Below are 13,810 nucleotides of genomic sequence, written 5' to 3'. Positions count from 1 at the left end.
GGCTGACGCTGGCTATCACCCGCACCGTCACCGGGCGCACGCAGATCCCCTATATCACCGACGGCCAGGAAGGCAGCTTCGTGGTCTGGCTGTTCGGCGGCAAGTTCGGCGGGCCGGTCTTCGCCTGGCTCGCCGCGCATGGCGTGATCGCGGCGCGGCCCGACGGCTCGGCGATGGTGCAGGGCCTGTCGATGTCGATCCTGTGGTGGGTGGCGGTGACCGCCTTCGCCACCTGGCTGCTCATCAAGACGCGCTTCGGCAACTGGGTGTTCGCCGTCGGCGGCGACGACCGCGCGGCGCGCAATGTCGGCGTGCCGGTCGACCGGGTGAAGATCCTGCTGTTCATCGGCACGGCGCTGTCGGCGACGCTGTTCGCCGTCATCCAGGTGCTGGAAGCCGGCTCGGCCGATACGCTGCGCGGCACGCAGAAGGAATTCCAGGCGATCATCGCGGCGGTGATCGGCGGCTGCCTGCTCACCGGCGGCTACGGCTCGGCGATCGGCGCCATGTTCGGCGCGCTGATCTTCGGCACGGTGGAGATGGGCATCTTCTACACAGGCATCGACACCGACTGGTTCCAGGTCTTCCTCGGCTCGATGCTTTTGATCGCGGTGCTGGTCAACAATTACGTACGCCGCAAGGCGACGGAGGCGCGCTGATGACTGACGCCGTTCCGCTCATCGAACTGCGCAACGTCACCCGCCGCTTCGGCTCGGTGACGGCGCTGCGCGACATGTCGTTCGCCGCGCATGCCAGCGAGGTGCACTGCCTGCTCGGCGACAATGGCGCCGGCAAGTCGACGCTGATCAAGACGCTGTCGGGCGTGCACACGCCGAGCGAAGGCCAGATGTATGTCGACGGCAAGCCGGTGACCTTCACCTCGCCGCGCCAGGCGCTCGACGCCGGCATCGCCACGGTCTTCCAAGACCTGTCGATGATCCCGCTGATGAGCATCACGCGCAATTTCTTCCTTGGCCGCGAGCCGGTGAAGGGCTGGGGGCCGGCCAGGCGTATCGACATGAAGACGGCCGACGCGATCGTCTATGACCAGCTCGGCAAGATCGGCATCAATGTGCGCGACCCGCAGCAGGCTGTCGGCACGCTTTCCGGCGGCGAGCGGCAATGCGTGGCGATCGCGCGCGCCGTCTATCACGGCGCCAGGGTGCTGATCCTCGACGAGCCGACCTCGGCGCTCGGGGTGCACCAGGCCTCGATCGTGCTGCGCTATGTGGCGCAGGCGCGCCAGCGCGGGCTCGCCGTCATCTTCATCACCCACAACATCCATCACGCCTATCCGATCGGCGATGTCTTCACCATGCTCAACCGCGGCCGCTCGCTCGGCACGTTCCGCAAGGGCGACATCAGCGAGAAGGAGGTGCTGGACATGATGGCCGGCGGCCGCGAGATCCGCGAATTGCAGCAGGAGCTGGAGCGCTTCACCAAGCCGGGATCCGGCGCGGAAGCGGTCACCTCCTGAAAGACTGAAAAGAGAGAAAAATGATCGACGCCGCATTGTTCGGCGCCGGGCTGATCGGCTCGGTGCATGCGAAAAATCTTGCCCGCCATCCGGATGTGCGCCTGCGCACCATCGTGGACCCGCGCCGCGACGCGGCCGAGCGGATCGCGGCCGGCACAGGCGCCGAGATCGCCGATACCGCGACGGTGATGAACGACCCGTCGATCAAGGCTGTGGTGATCGCGTCGGCCACCCGCACGCATGCCGAGCTGATCATCGAAGCCGCCGCCAAGGGCAAGGCGATCTTCTGCGAGAAGCCGATCGACCTCGACATCGCCAGCACGGACCAGTGCCTGGCTGCCGTGGAGAAGGCCGGCGTGCCGCTGCAGATCGGTTTCAACCGGCGCTTCGATCCGTCCTTCGCCGCTGTCAAGAAAAGGATCGACGCCGGCGAGATTGGCGCGGTCGAGCAGGTGATCATCACCAGCCGCGACCCTGAGCCGGAAACCGAGGAAGCGCTGGCCGGCGGCGGCGGCGTGTTCCGCGAGATGACCATCCATGATTTCGACATGGCGCGCTTTCTGCTCGGCGAGGAGCCGGTGGAGCTCTTCGCCACCGGCTCCTCGCTGGTCGAGTCCTACTACGCCAGGCTCGGCGACTACGACACGGCGATGTTCATCCTGCGCACGGCGTCCGGCCGGCAGTGCCACATCAACAACAGCGTGCGCGCCGTCTATGGCTACGACCAGCGCATCGAGGTGCATGGCGCGAAGGGCATGCTGCAGGCCGGCAACCGCACGCCGACCTCGGTCAGCCTCAGCGGCGAGAGCGGGATCGCGGCCGACCGGCCGCTCTATTTCTTCGTCGAGCGCTATGCCGAATCCTACGAGGCCGAGCTCGACCATTTCATCCAGTCGGTCGCCGCGGGCCGGACGCCGGCGGTCGGCGCGGCGGACGGACGCAAGGCGATGATCCTATGCGAAGCCGCCCTTGCCTCGGCGAAATCCGGCCGATTCGAGCCTGTCCGGTTCTGACGCGTTTGCCTGGCCTACCTCACATCGACCCAGCGCTGCTCCTGGAAGGAGCGCGCCATGGCATGCACGGAGCGCTCGATCTCCAGCCCCTCGTCGAAGTCGATGATGCGGGCCGGCCTGCCGGCGATGCGCATCAAAAGCTCGCGGCATTCGATCATCTTGAGGTCGTTGAAGCCGAGGCCGTGGCCGGGCGCGGGCAGGAAAGAATCATAGGGCTTGTGATGCGGCGCGACCAGGATGGTGCGATAGCCCTGCTCGGTCGGCCGGTCGGCGGTGAGATAGAGCTGGAATTCGTTCATCCGCTCCTGGTCATAGAGGATCGAACCCTTGGAGCCGAAGATCTGGATGGCGATGCGGCCCTTGCGGCCCCAGGCCGAGCGGTTGACCAGCAGCGTGCCGGCGACACCGTTTTCGAGATGCATGAGCACGCTGGCGATGTCATAGGTCTCGACCGCGCGGCGGGCGCCCGAAGCGGTCTTGCGGTCGGCATAGGGTTTGGCCATGTCGCACATGACGCGCGAAACGCGGCCGAACAGCACCTTGATCAGCGACAGCGGATGGACGGCGAAATCGTCGAGCGCGCCGTAACCGGACGAAGCCTCGTGCTTCCAGAAGAACAGCGCTTCCGGGTCGGCCATGAAGTCCTCGTCCATCTCGATGCGCAGGAGGTTGACGTCGCCGATTATCTTCTCCTCGAGCAGCGCGCCGATATGGCGGATGGCGGGGTTCTGGATGTAGTTGTAGCCGAGCCCGGCGACCTTGCCGGATTTCCTGGCCGCGGCCGCCATGGTCTCGGCCTCGGTGAAACTCGGCGCCATCGGCTTCTCGCACCACAGATGCTTGCCGGCTTCGAGGATGGCAATTGCCATCTCGGGATGGAACTGGTTGGGCGTGGTCAGCGAGACGACATCGACCTCCGGATCGTTGACCACGGCGCGCCAGTCGCCGGAACCCTTGGCGAAGCCGAACTCGCTGGCCTTGCGCCGGGCCAGCTCGTCATTCACCTCGCCCAGATGCACCAGCTTGGGCTTCTCGACATCGGGAAAGACGGTGCCCACCGCGTTCCAGGCGATGGCGTGGCACTTGCCCATGAAGCCCGTGCCGATGAGGCCCACTCCGACCATGTCGATTGTCTCCGAGATGAAGGAAATACTGGTGTGGACTGATTAGTCCATTTTGCCTTCGAATGGAACATCCAAATCATTTTTTATGGTGTTCTTGCGCGAACTCGCTATGATGAGGCAGGAGAGGGACAACCATTATGGGCGCGGACGGAGCGACGATGGACGAACGGGTGCCTCGCGATTTCGAAACGCTGCGCGCGACGATCCTGGACAGGCGCGCGAGCCTGCCCAAGCGCATCGCGCAGATCGCCGCCTATGCGCTCGACAACCCCGACGATATCGCCTTCGGCACGGCGGCGAGCATCGCCGCCTCGGCCGGCGTCCAGCCCTCGACGCTGATCCGTTTTGCCCAGCAGCTCGGCTTCGACGGCTTCACCAGCCTGCAGCAGGTTTTCCGCGAGCGGCTGCGCGAGCGCAACTCCTCCTATGACGAAAGGCTGGCGGCGCTGCGTGCCAAGGCGGAGGAAGGCGCCGGCCACCGGGCAATCTTCGACGGCTTCGTCGCCGCCGCCAGCACCTCACTCAGCGACATTTCGCGTGCGTTGAACGACGCGCATTTCGAAGAGGCGATCGCACTCCTGGCGAAAGCCGAGACCATCTATGTGCTGGCCAAGCGCCGCTCCTATCCGGTCGCCTCCTACATCGCCTATGCGCTCGGCAAGCTCAAGATCCGCAACCAGCTGGTGGAATCGGCCGCCGGGCTGAACGCCGAGATGATCGGCTTCGCCACGCCGCGCGACGCCGTCATCGCCATCAGCTTCTCGCCTTACGCCCCCGCGACCATCGAGGAGACGCGCGCGATCGCGGAACAGGGCGTGCCGATCGTGGCCATCACCGACTCGTCCTTCTCGCCGCTGGCGCAGTTCGCCAAGGTCTGGTTCGAGGTCGCCGAGGCCGATTTCGGCGGCTTCCGCTCGATCTCGGCGACGATGGCTTTAGCGATGGCGCTGACAGTCGCCGTCGGCGAAAAGCGCCGCGAAACCGGGCGCCGGCGCAAGGGCTGAGCCTCGCGGAGGCGCGCTTTTCGGCTCGGGAACACTCATTCCATATTGACTAAGGATTGGAATTAATATTTCATATTGGCAACATCGCGCCGTCGCCGGCGCGTGCTGTCCAAAACGACGCTGCTCTGCATAACAAGGCCGATGGGAGGTTCGAATGGGCGAAGCCGTGGAAGGGAAATACCCGCCGCTCGACGTCATCACCATCGGCCGCGCATCGGTCGATCTCTATGGCCAGCAGATCGGCTCGCGGCTGGAGGACATCACCTCCTTCGCCAAGTCGGTCGGCGGCTGCCCGGCCAACATTTCCGTCGGCACGGCAAGGCTCGGCCTGCGCTCGGCGCTGCTGACGCGCGTCGGCGACGAGCAGATGGGCCGCTTCATCCGCGAGCAGCTCCGGCGCGAGGGCGTCTCCGTCGATGGCCTGAAGACCGACAAGGAGCGGCTGACGGCGCTGGTGCTGCTCTCGGTCGAGAGCGAAGGCGTCTCGCCGATGATTTTCTACCGCTCCGACTGCGCCGACATGGCGCTGGCCGAAGAGGATATCGACGAGGCCTTCATCGCCTCGGCGCGCTCAGTGGTCGTCACCGGCACGCATTTTTCGCGGCCGAATTCCGATGCCGCGCAGCGCAAGGCGATCCGGCTGATGAAGGCCCGAGGCGGCAAGGTAGTCTTCGACATCGACTATCGCCCGAACCTCTGGGGCCTTGCCGGCCATGCCGAAGGTTTCGAGCGTTATGTCAAATCCGACCGTGTCTCAGCGCAGCTGAAGACGGTGCTTCCGGACTGCGATCTCATTGTCGGCACCGAGGAGGAGATCATGATCGCTTCCGGAGCCGACGACTGTCTGAGCGCGCTGAAGACGATCCGTGCGCTTTCCTCGGCCACCATCGTGCTGAAGCGCGGCGCCAAGGGCTGCATCGTCTATGACGGCCCGATCAGCGACGACCTCGAGGACGGCATCGTCGGCAAGGGTTTCCCGATCGAGATCTACAATGTGCTGGGCGCCGGCGACGCCTTCATGTCCGGCTTCCTGCGCGGCTGGCTGGGCGGCGAAAGCTTTGCCACCGCAGCCACCTGGGCCAATGCCTGCGGCGCCTTTGCGGTGTCGCGCCTGCTCTGCGCGCCGGAATATCCGACCTTCGAGGAGCTGCAGTTCTTCCTGAAGAACGGCAGCAAGCACCTGGCGCTGCGCAAGGACGAGGCGATCAACCATATCCATTGGGCGACGACGCGCAGGCGCGACATTCCCTCGCTGATGGCTTTGGCCTGCGACCATCGCGTGCAGCTGGAGGATGTCGCGGCCAGGGTCGGCGCCGACGTTTCGCGTATCCCCGATTTCAAGGTCCTGACCGTCAAGGCGGCGGCAAAAGTCGTAGCCGGTCGCGACGGGTACGGCATGCTGATCGACGAGAAATACGGCCGCGACGCCATGTTCGAATTCGCCCGCCATTCCTTCTCCTGGCTCGGACGTCCGGTCGAGTTGCCGGGATCGCGGCCGCTGCGCTTCGAATTCTCGCAGGATATCGGCTCGCAGCTCACCGAATGGCCGGTCGACCATTGCATCAAATGCCTGTGCTTCTACCACCCGGACGACCCGGAAGCGCTGAAAGTCGAGCAGCAGCAGAAGCTGCGCGCTTTGTTCGAGGCGGCGCGGAAAGTCGGCCGCGAACTGCTGGTCGAGATCATCGCCGGCAAGCATGGCAAGCTCGACGACACCACCATTCCGCGTGCGCTGGAGGAACTCTATGCGCTGGGCATCAAGCCCGACTGGTGGAAGCTCGAGCCGCAAGCTTCCGCAGGCGCCTGGGCGAAGATCGAACAGGTGATCGTCAGGAACGACCCATGGTGCCGCGGCGTCGTGCTGCTCGGTCTCGAAGCGCCGCAGGACGAGCTGGTCGCAGCCTTCGCCGCGACGGCCAATGCGCCGATCGTCAAGGGATTCGCGGTCGGTCGCACCATCTTCATCAACGCCGCCGAACAATGGCTGGCCGGCCGGATGTCGGATGACGAGGCCATCGCCGACATGGCGTCCCGCTTCGAACAGTTGACCGAAGCGTGGCTTGCCGCGCGCGGCCGTAAAGCAGCATAAGAAAACGGCGTCAACGAAAGCCGGAGGAAACGACAATGACGAAGACCGTTCGCCTGACGATGGCGCAGGCGCTGACCCGCTTTCTCAGCCGCCAAATGACCGAGATCGACGGCAAGACGGTGCCGATCTTCGGCGGCGTGTGGGCAATCTTCGGCCATGGCAATGTCGCCGGCATCGGCGAGGCGCTCTACCAGGTCCGCGACGAGCTGCCGACCTTCCGCGCCCATAACGAGCAGGCGATGGCGCATGCGGCGATCGCCTATGGCAAGGCGAATTTCCGCCGCCGCTTCATGGCCGCGACCTCTTCGATCGGCCCCGGCGCGCTGAACATGGTGACCGCGGCGGCGCTGGCGCATGTGAACCGGCTGCCCGTCCTGTTCCTGCCCGGCGATGTGTTCGCCAACCGTCTGCCCGACCCGGTGCTGCAGCAGGCGGAGGATTTCTCCGACGGCACCGCGAGCGTCAACGACTGCTTCCGGCCCGTGTCGCGCTATTTCGATCGCATCACGCGGCCGGAGCAGATCATCCCGGCGCTCAACCGCGCGATGCAGGTGCTGACCGATCCCGCCGAATGCGGCCCGGTGACGCTGTCGCTCTGCCAGGACGTGCAGGCCGAGGCCTATGATTATCCCGAAAGCCTGTTCGCCGAGCGCGTCTGGGCGCCGCGCAGGCTGCGCCCGGACCGCAATGAATTGGCGGCGGCCGTCGCAGCGCTGAAAGGAGCGAAGAAGCCGCTGGTGATCGCCGGCGGCGGCGTGCTCTATTCGCAGGCTTCCGGTGAACTGGTGAAGCTGGTGCAGGGCGCGGGCATTCCGGTCTGCGAAACGCAGGGCGGCAAGTCTTCGCTGCCCGACGATCATCCGCTCAACATGGCGGCGGTCGGCGTGACCGGCACATCGGCCGCCAACCGTCTGGCCGAGGAGGCCGATGTCGTGCTCGCCGTCGGCACCAGGCTGCAGGATTTCACCACCGGCTCCTGGGCGTTGTTCAAGAATGCCGGCCGGACCATCATTGGCCTCAATACCCAGGTTTTCGATGCCGGCAAGCATTGGGCGCTGCCGCTGGTTTGCGACGCCGCCGAGGGCCTGGCAGAACTCGGCGCGGCGCTGAATGGCTGGAAGGCCCCTAGCGCCTGGACCGACAATGCGCTGAAGGGCAAGATGGAGTGGCAGGCCGCCGCCGCCAAGGTGACGGCTTCGACCAACGCCGCCTACCCTTCCGATGCGCAGGTGATCGGCGCCGTGCAGCGCGCCATGGGCTCGGGCGTGACGCTGCTGAATGCGTCCGGCGGCCTGCCGGGAGAACTGCACAAACTCTGGCAGGCGGGCGCTCCCGGCTCGTATCATGGGGAATACGGCTTCTCGACCATGGGCTATGAGATTGCCGGGGGGCTCGGCGCCAAGATGGCGAAACCCGATCAGGAGGTCGTCGTCATGGTCGGCGACGGCTCCTATCTGATGATGAATTCCGAGATCGCCACCTCGGTGATGCTTGGCCTGAAGCTCACCATCGTGCTGCTTGACAACCGCGGCTATGGCTGCATCAACCGGCTGCAGATGGCGACCGGCGGCGCCAACTTCAACAATCTCTTGAAGGACGCGCGCCACGAAGTGCTGCCCGAGGTCGATTTCGCCGCGCATGCGGCAAGCATGGGCGCCATCGCCGAGAAGGCGGCGTCGATCGCCGAGCTGGAGACGGCGTTGGCCAAGGCGAAGAAGAACGACAGGACGACGGTTCTGGTCATAGACACCGATCCGCTGATCTCGACCGACGCCGGCGGCCACTGGTGGGACGTCGCCGTGCCGGAAGTCTCGGCGCGACGCGAAGTGAACGCCGCGCGCAAAGTCTACGAAGAAAAGCGTCAGATGCAGAAGATCGGAGATTGAAGCTGACAGCGCAGATCCCCTACCTCCCCCTTGTGGGGAGGTCGGACCGAAGGTCCGGGTGGGGTCGGCGCTGCCCCCTCCCCGCTGCTTCGCGGCGACCCTCCCCACAAAGGCTGATGGTAGGAACGAACCGACATTTGGAGTGACGACTTGAAAGCCAAACTGGGCATGTCTCCCATCGCATGGTGGAACGACGATCTCGTGGAACTGAGCGACGACGTGTCGCTGGAGGAGTGCCTGCGCCAGTCGCGCTCGGCCGGCTTCACCGGCATGGAAAAGGGCCGCCGTTTTCCCGATGATCCTTCGGTGATGCTGCCGATCCTGAAAGCTGCCGACGTCACCCTTTGCGGCGGCTGGTTCTCCGGCACGCTGGTCAACGAGGACCTGGCGAAGAACAAGGACCGCATCCAGCCTATGATCGACCTATTCAAGGCGGTCGACGCGCCCTGCATCGTTTATGGCGAGGTCGGCCGTTCGATCCAGGGCGACCGCTCAAAGCCTTTGGCCACCAAGCCGAAACTTTCGGACGACGAGATGAAGGCCTATGGCCGGCGCGTCACCGAATTCGGCGAATGGTGCGCGGAGCAGGGCATGCCGCTTTCCTACCACCATCACATGGCCGCTGTGGTCGAGACCGAGCCGGAGCTCGATGCCTTCATGCGCAACTCCGGCGAAGGCATCCCGCTTTTGCTCGACGCCGGCCATCTCGCCTTTGCCGGCGGCGATGTGCTGCGCGCCATCGACAACCATCACAAGCGCATCAACCATGTCCATGTGAAGGATGTGCGCATGGGTGTGATCGAGGGGCTCGACCGCTCCAAACAGTCCTTCCTCGATGCCGTGGCGCTCGGCGCCTTCACCGTGCCGGGCGACGGCTCGCTCGATTTCGGCGCCATTGTGCAGCGTTTCGCAGATTATGGCTATGAAGGCTGGTTCGTCGTGGAAGCCGAACAGGATCCTAAGAAGAACCCGCCGCTCAAGATGGCCCAGGTCGGCCACAAGGAGCTGATGCGAGTGATGACAGCCGCCGGCTACACGGTGGAGACGCAAGGGTTTCCGGCCTGAACGGTGGATTAGACAGGGCATCCGATCTATCTGATGCGCTTTGGGCAAATCCTGGATTGGCGCGATGAAAGACTATGAGCACCCCTTTTTCAGGCCGCTGTGGCGGCGCATCGCCGTCGTCGTGGTCTGCCTGATCTGGTCGGCGATCGAGTTCGCCTCCGGTACGCCGTTCTGGGGCGTCATCGCGCTCGGCTTCGCCGGCTATGCGGTGTGGCAGTTTTTCTATCTCTACAAGCCGGTTGAGGAGGCGAAGCCTCCGGCCGAGCCGAAGGAATAATCCAAAGGAGCCCCGCATGTCGAAACTCATCGTCAAGGCCGACAGGGGCCACGGCCATGTCGCGCATGTCACGCCGCAAAGCGCCGGCTGGACCTATGTCGGGTTCGACCTGCATCGGCTGAAGGCGGGCGAGACGGCGTCCGGCAAGACGGGCGACCGCGAGGTTTGCCTGGTCTTCGTCACCGGCAAGGGCAAGGCGACCGCCGGCGGCAAGGATCTCGGCCTGCTCGGCGAGCGCATGTCGCCTTTCGAAGGCAAGCCGTGGTCGGTCTATGTGCCGCAAGGCACCGAATGGTCGGTGACCGCCGACACCGAGCTGGAACTCGCCGTCTGCTCGGCGCCGGGCCTCGGCGGCGGCCTGCCGGCGCGCGTCATCGGGCCGGACGATCTCGGCCAGGAGGTACGTGGCAAGGGCACCAACACGCGCTACGTCACCAATATCCTGCCCGAGGGCAAGCCGGCGGATTCGCTGCTGGTGGTCGAGGTCATCACGCCCGGCGGCCACACGTCCAGCTACCCGCCGCACAAGCACGACCAGGACAATCTGCCGGCCGAGTCCTACCTGGAAGAGACCTACTATCACCGCCTCAACCCGCCGCAGGGTTTTGCCTTCCAGCGCGTCTACACCGACGCCGACCGCAACGGCGTGCGCGAGCTGGACGAGGCGATGGCGATCGAGGACGGCGATGTCGTGCTGGTGCCGAAGGGCTATCACCCCTGCGCGGCCTGCCACGGCTACGACCTCTATTATCTCAACGTCATGGCCGGACCGAAGCGGACGTGGAAATTCCACAACGCGGCCGAGCACGAATGGCTGATGAAGGCCTGACTGCGCATTGGTCCAGCCGGGAGAAAATCGTCGGCTAACGAGCTTGCGGCTGGACTTGCCTTCGAAAACCCATGAAAGCTTCGTCAATCCGTCATGGAAATCACCTATGGCAGCGGTTCCGGTGCATGTCGCCGCAAACGCCTTGGCGTTTTGGGACCCACGACTTGCCAAGACAATGACTTGAAGCGCGTCGCATGATCCTTCGGGCGCGGCGCGCTTGACGAGGAACGCCAATGCGCTACGCCATCTACTACACACCGGAACAGGACGAGAAGCTGGCGCGCATTGCCGCCAACTGGCTGGGCCGCGACCCATTCGGGGCGGCGACGCGGCCGGTGGAGGCCGTGGGCGATCTGTCTGCCGCGGAAGTCGCCTTCCACACGGCGTCGGCCAGGCGCTACGGGTTCCATGCGACGCTGAAGGCGCCATTCCGGCTGGCGCCGAACGAGACCGAAGCCTCGCTGCGGGCCGCGCTCGACGCTTTCGCCGAGGCGACGCCGCCTGTCGTCATCCCGCGTCTGGTCGTCGGGCAGATCGACGGCTTCTTCGCGCTGGTGCCGGAAACGCGGTTCGCGCCGCTCAACGACTTCGCCGGCGAGGTGGTGCGCGCCTTCGACAGTTTCCGCGCGCCGCTCACCGAGGCCGAGATCGAGCGCCGCAGCCCCGATGCGCTGAAGCCGGACGAGTTCCGCAACCTCTGCCAATGGGGCTATCCTTACGTCTTCGACACATTCCGCTTCCACATGACGCTGTCGGGGCGCGTCGGGCCCGAGGAGAGCCCGCGTCTTCGCGCGGCGATCGACGGCCTGTTCGCCGACGTGCTGCGGCAGCCGGTGCCGGTGGATGCGCTGACCCTGTTCGTCGAAAGCGAGCCCGGCGCCCCGTTCATGGTGCTTTCGCACCACGCGCTTGGCCGTGGCCAGGCCCGCAAGACAGCTTGATTTGATTGCCGACCGCTCGAGATAGGACCGCCTGAGATGACCGCCGAAACCGTTCTCACCAATACCCGCATCGTGCTGCCCGACGAGATCGTCGAGGGCTCGCTTCTGTTGCGCGACGGCCTGATCGCCGCCGTCGAGCCGGGCGCTGCCCGCACCGGCGAGGATATGGGCGGCGACTACATCATCCCGGGCCTCGTCGAGCTGCACACCGATCACCTCGAAGGGCATTACGCGCCACGCCCGAAAGTGCGCTGGAACCCGATCGCCGCCGTGCTTGCCCATGATGCCCAGGTGGCGACCGCCGGCATCACCACCGTGCTCGACGCCCTGCGCGTCGGCATGGACGAGGACGCCGACCTGAAATCCGACGATGTGCGCAAGCTGGCCGATGCGATCGAGGACAGCGTGCGCCAGGATCGGCTCAGGGCCGACCATTTCATCCATTTGCGCTGCGAGGTCTCGGCGCCCGATTGCCTCGAGGCTTTCGCCAATTTCGAGACCGACGACAGGGTGAAGCTCGCCTCGCTGATGGACCATGCGCCCGGACAGCGCCAGTTCGTCAATCTTGAAACCTATGCCTATTACTACCAGCGCAAGCTGAAGCTGACCGACCGCGACTTCCAGAAATTCTGCGAGAAGCGGATGGCGGAATCGGCCCGCAATTCCGGCCCGAACCGGGTCTTCATCTCGGCCGCCTGCCGCGAGCGCGGCATCGTGCTAGCCAGCCATGACGATGCGACCGCCGGCCATGTCGACGAGGCGATCGAGCAGGGCGTGCGCGTCGCCGAGTTCCCGACGACGGAAGAAGCGGCCAAGGCCTCCAAGGCGGCGGGTCTCGGCGTGCTGATGGGTGCGCCGAACGTCATGCGCGGCGCCTCGCATTCCGGCAATGTCTCGGCGCGCACGCTTGCCGCCGACGGCCTGCTCGACATCCTGTCGTCCGACTACATCCCCTTCAGCCTGATCCAGTCGGCCTTCTTCCTCGGCGATGTTGTCGAAGGGATTTCGCTGCCGCAGGCGGTGGCGATGGTCTCGAAGAACCCGGCCGAAGTGGTCGGCCTCGCCGATCGCGGCGTCATCGAGCCGGGCCGCCGGGCCGACCTGGTGCGCGTGCGCGTCGACGACCATGTGCCGGTCGTGCGCACCGTGTGGCGCCAGGGCCGCCGGGTCGCATGATGGCGTCGGCCCTCATCGAGCGCGAGCTGACCGATAGCCTGCCGATCCGCAACGGCGTCTTCGTCGCGGTGGTCGGTCCGAGCGGCGCCGGCAAGGACACGGTGATCGGCTACGCCAAGCAGCGCTTTGCCGGTGAGACGCGGCTGGAATTCGTGCGCCGCGTCATCACCAGGCCGAGCGACACGGCAAGCGAGGACCACGACACGCTGGCGGACGCCGCCTTCGCGGAAGCCGAGGCAGACGGCGCCTTCTCGCTGTGCTGGGACGCGCACGGCCTGCGCTACGGCCTGCCGGCCGATGTCGACTGGGCCGTGGCGAACGGCCATGTCGCCGTGGCGAATGTCTCCCGCGCGGTCATCCCGGCGCTGCGCGAACGCTACGCCAACCTGGCCGTGGTCGAGATCACCGCCACGCCGGAGATCCTCGCCGAGCGGCTGGCGGCGCGCGGCCGCGAATCGCGCGGCGAAGTGCTTGCCCGCCTGGCGCGCAGCGCCAGCGTCAAGCTGACCGGGCCGGACGTCACCTCGATCGACAACAGCGGCGACAAGGAGCTCGCCGGCGAACGCTTCGCCGAGGTGCTGCGCAAGGCGATGGCGTTCTCCGATCTGTCGGACATGATCTAAGCGCCTTCCCCTTCTCCCCTTGTGGGAGAAGGTGGCCGCGAAGCGGCCGGGTGAGGGGTGCTGGAAGGAATGAAGCGCTGGCGGTTGGCACAACGGTGCTGCCAGGCGAACGCCATTGCCCAGCTGGAACACCCCTCATCCGTCTCGGCGCTTCGCGCCGATCCACCTTCTCCCACAAGGGGAGAAGGGAAGTCTGCGCTTCACTTGTTGAAGTTGGCGATGAACTGCTTGAACTGCGGCGTCGGCGGCCTGGCGAACATCTCCTTCGGCTCGCCGACCGAATCCACCTCGCCCTTGTGCAGGAAC

At 65.6% G+C, this 13,810-nt stretch carries 13 protein-coding genes; 12 read left to right on the top strand and 1 reads right to left on the bottom strand.

Annotated elements, in window-relative coordinates; genetic code table 11:
• The 3 genes from EOA28_RS08535 to iolG all read left to right on the top strand — a co-directional run.
• A partial coding sequence (locus tag EOA28_RS08535; protein ID WP_148670672.1) for an ABC transporter permease occupies window positions 1-659 on the top strand: 659 nt, incomplete at its 5' end.
• Window positions 659-1,477 carry an ATP-binding cassette domain-containing protein gene (locus tag EOA28_RS08530; protein WP_127249770.1) on the top strand — a complete coding sequence of 273 codons (819 nt, stop codon included), beginning with the start codon at window positions 659-661 and terminating at the stop codon, window positions 1,475-1,477. The genes EOA28_RS08535 and EOA28_RS08530, both read left to right, overlap by 1 nt.
• Window positions 1,478-1,497: 20 nt before the next feature.
• Window positions 1,498-2,490, top strand: coding sequence for an inositol 2-dehydrogenase (gene iolG / locus EOA28_RS08525; RefSeq protein WP_127249769.1), 993 nt, complete (start codon window positions 1,498-1,500; stop codon window positions 2,488-2,490).
• 14 nt (window positions 2,491-2,504) lie between these two features.
• Here the strand turns inward: iolG and EOA28_RS08520 are convergent, their stop codons facing one another.
• On the bottom strand, window positions 2,505-3,614 hold the full coding sequence (locus EOA28_RS08520; protein WP_127249768.1) for a Gfo/Idh/MocA family oxidoreductase: 1,110 nt from the start codon (window positions 3,612-3,614) through the stop codon (window positions 2,505-2,507).
• Between the two features lie 158 nt (window positions 3,615-3,772).
• On the opposite strand from EOA28_RS08520, the gene EOA28_RS08515 reads away from it, so the two are divergent.
• The 9 genes from EOA28_RS08515 (at window position 3,773) to phnN (ending at window position 13,504) form a co-directional block, all read left to right on the top strand.
• Window positions 3,773-4,618 (top strand): MurR/RpiR family transcriptional regulator, encoded by an 846-nt coding sequence (locus EOA28_RS08515; protein WP_050070688.1) that lies wholly within the window; start codon window positions 3,773-3,775, stop codon window positions 4,616-4,618.
• Window positions 4,619-4,772: 154 nt separating this feature from the next.
• On the top strand, window positions 4,773-6,707 hold the full coding sequence (iolC, locus tag EOA28_RS08510) for a 5-dehydro-2-deoxygluconokinase (RefSeq protein WP_127249766.1): 1,935 nt from the start codon (window positions 4,773-4,775) through the stop codon (window positions 6,705-6,707).
• A 35-nt stretch (window positions 6,708-6,742) separates the two neighbouring features.
• A complete protein-coding gene (iolD, locus tag EOA28_RS08505) occupies window positions 6,743-8,593 on the top strand; it encodes a 3D-(3,5/4)-trihydroxycyclohexane-1,2-dione acylhydrolase (decyclizing) (protein WP_127249765.1) in 1,851 nt (616 codons plus the stop codon).
• A gap of 150 nt (window positions 8,594-8,743) precedes the next feature.
• Window positions 8,744-9,658, top strand: coding sequence for a myo-inosose-2 dehydratase (gene iolE / locus EOA28_RS08500; RefSeq protein WP_127249764.1), 915 nt, complete (start codon window positions 8,744-8,746; stop codon window positions 9,656-9,658).
• A gap of 64 nt (window positions 9,659-9,722) precedes the next feature.
• Complete coding sequence (locus EOA28_RS08495; protein WP_127249763.1) at window positions 9,723-9,935, top strand: DUF3329 domain-containing protein; 213 nt, start codon at window positions 9,723-9,725, stop codon at window positions 9,933-9,935.
• 16 nt (window positions 9,936-9,951) lie between these two features.
• Window positions 9,952-10,764 carry a 5-deoxy-glucuronate isomerase gene (gene iolB, locus EOA28_RS08490; protein ID WP_127249762.1) on the top strand — a complete coding sequence of 271 codons (813 nt, stop codon included), beginning with the start codon at window positions 9,952-9,954 and terminating at the stop codon, window positions 10,762-10,764.
• Window positions 10,765-10,997: 233 nt separating this feature from the next.
• Window positions 10,998-11,705, top strand: coding sequence for a DUF1045 domain-containing protein (locus tag EOA28_RS08485; protein WP_126080068.1), 708 nt, complete (start codon window positions 10,998-11,000; stop codon window positions 11,703-11,705).
• Between the two features lie 36 nt (window positions 11,706-11,741).
• Window positions 11,742-12,881 carry an alpha-D-ribose 1-methylphosphonate 5-triphosphate diphosphatase gene (locus EOA28_RS08480; protein WP_127249761.1) on the top strand — a complete coding sequence of 380 codons (1,140 nt, stop codon included), beginning with the start codon at window positions 11,742-11,744 and terminating at the stop codon, window positions 12,879-12,881.
• Entirely contained in the window at window positions 12,878-13,504 is a 627-nt protein-coding gene (gene phnN, locus EOA28_RS08475; RefSeq protein WP_189341982.1) for a phosphonate metabolism protein/1,5-bisphosphokinase (PRPP-forming) PhnN, read from the top strand. The genes EOA28_RS08480 and phnN overlap by 4 nt, the downstream gene beginning before the upstream one ends.
• Window positions 13,505-13,810: the final 306 nt, after the last annotated feature.

Source organism: Mesorhizobium sp. M2A.F.Ca.ET.067.02.1.1 (assembly GCF_004023285.1).
GTDB lineage: Bacteria > Pseudomonadota > Alphaproteobacteria > Rhizobiales > Rhizobiaceae > Mesorhizobium.
Note: the sequence above shows the minus strand (reverse complement) of the source record. Positions and strands in the feature narration are given on the sequence as shown.

Coding starts and splice junctions, on each gene's coding strand:
- EOA28_RS08495 (WP_127249763.1), top strand. CDS start 9,723: ATGAAAGACTATGAGCACCCCTTTTTCAGGCCGCTGTGGCGGCGCATC.
- iolD (WP_127249765.1), top strand. CDS start 6,743: ATGACGAAGACCGTTCGCCTGACGATGGCGCAGGCGCTGACCCGCTTT.
- iolG (WP_127249769.1), top strand. CDS start 1,498: ATGATCGACGCCGCATTGTTCGGCGCCGGGCTGATCGGCTCGGTGCAT.
- EOA28_RS08520 (WP_127249768.1), bottom strand. CDS start 3,614: ATGGTCGGAGTGGGCCTCATCGGCACGGGCTTCATGGGCAAGTGCCAC.
- phnN (WP_189341982.1), top strand. CDS start 12,878: ATGATGGCGTCGGCCCTCATCGAGCGCGAGCTGACCGATAGCCTGCCG.
- iolC (WP_127249766.1), top strand. CDS start 4,773: ATGGGCGAAGCCGTGGAAGGGAAATACCCGCCGCTCGACGTCATCACC.
- iolB (WP_127249762.1), top strand. CDS start 9,952: ATGTCGAAACTCATCGTCAAGGCCGACAGGGGCCACGGCCATGTCGCG.
- EOA28_RS08480 (WP_127249761.1), top strand. CDS start 11,742: ATGACCGCCGAAACCGTTCTCACCAATACCCGCATCGTGCTGCCCGAC.
- EOA28_RS08485 (WP_126080068.1), top strand. CDS start 10,998: ATGCGCTACGCCATCTACTACACACCGGAACAGGACGAGAAGCTGGCG.
- EOA28_RS08515 (WP_050070688.1), top strand. CDS start 3,773: ATGGACGAACGGGTGCCTCGCGATTTCGAAACGCTGCGCGCGACGATC.
- EOA28_RS08530 (WP_127249770.1), top strand. CDS start 659: ATGACTGACGCCGTTCCGCTCATCGAACTGCGCAACGTCACCCGCCGC.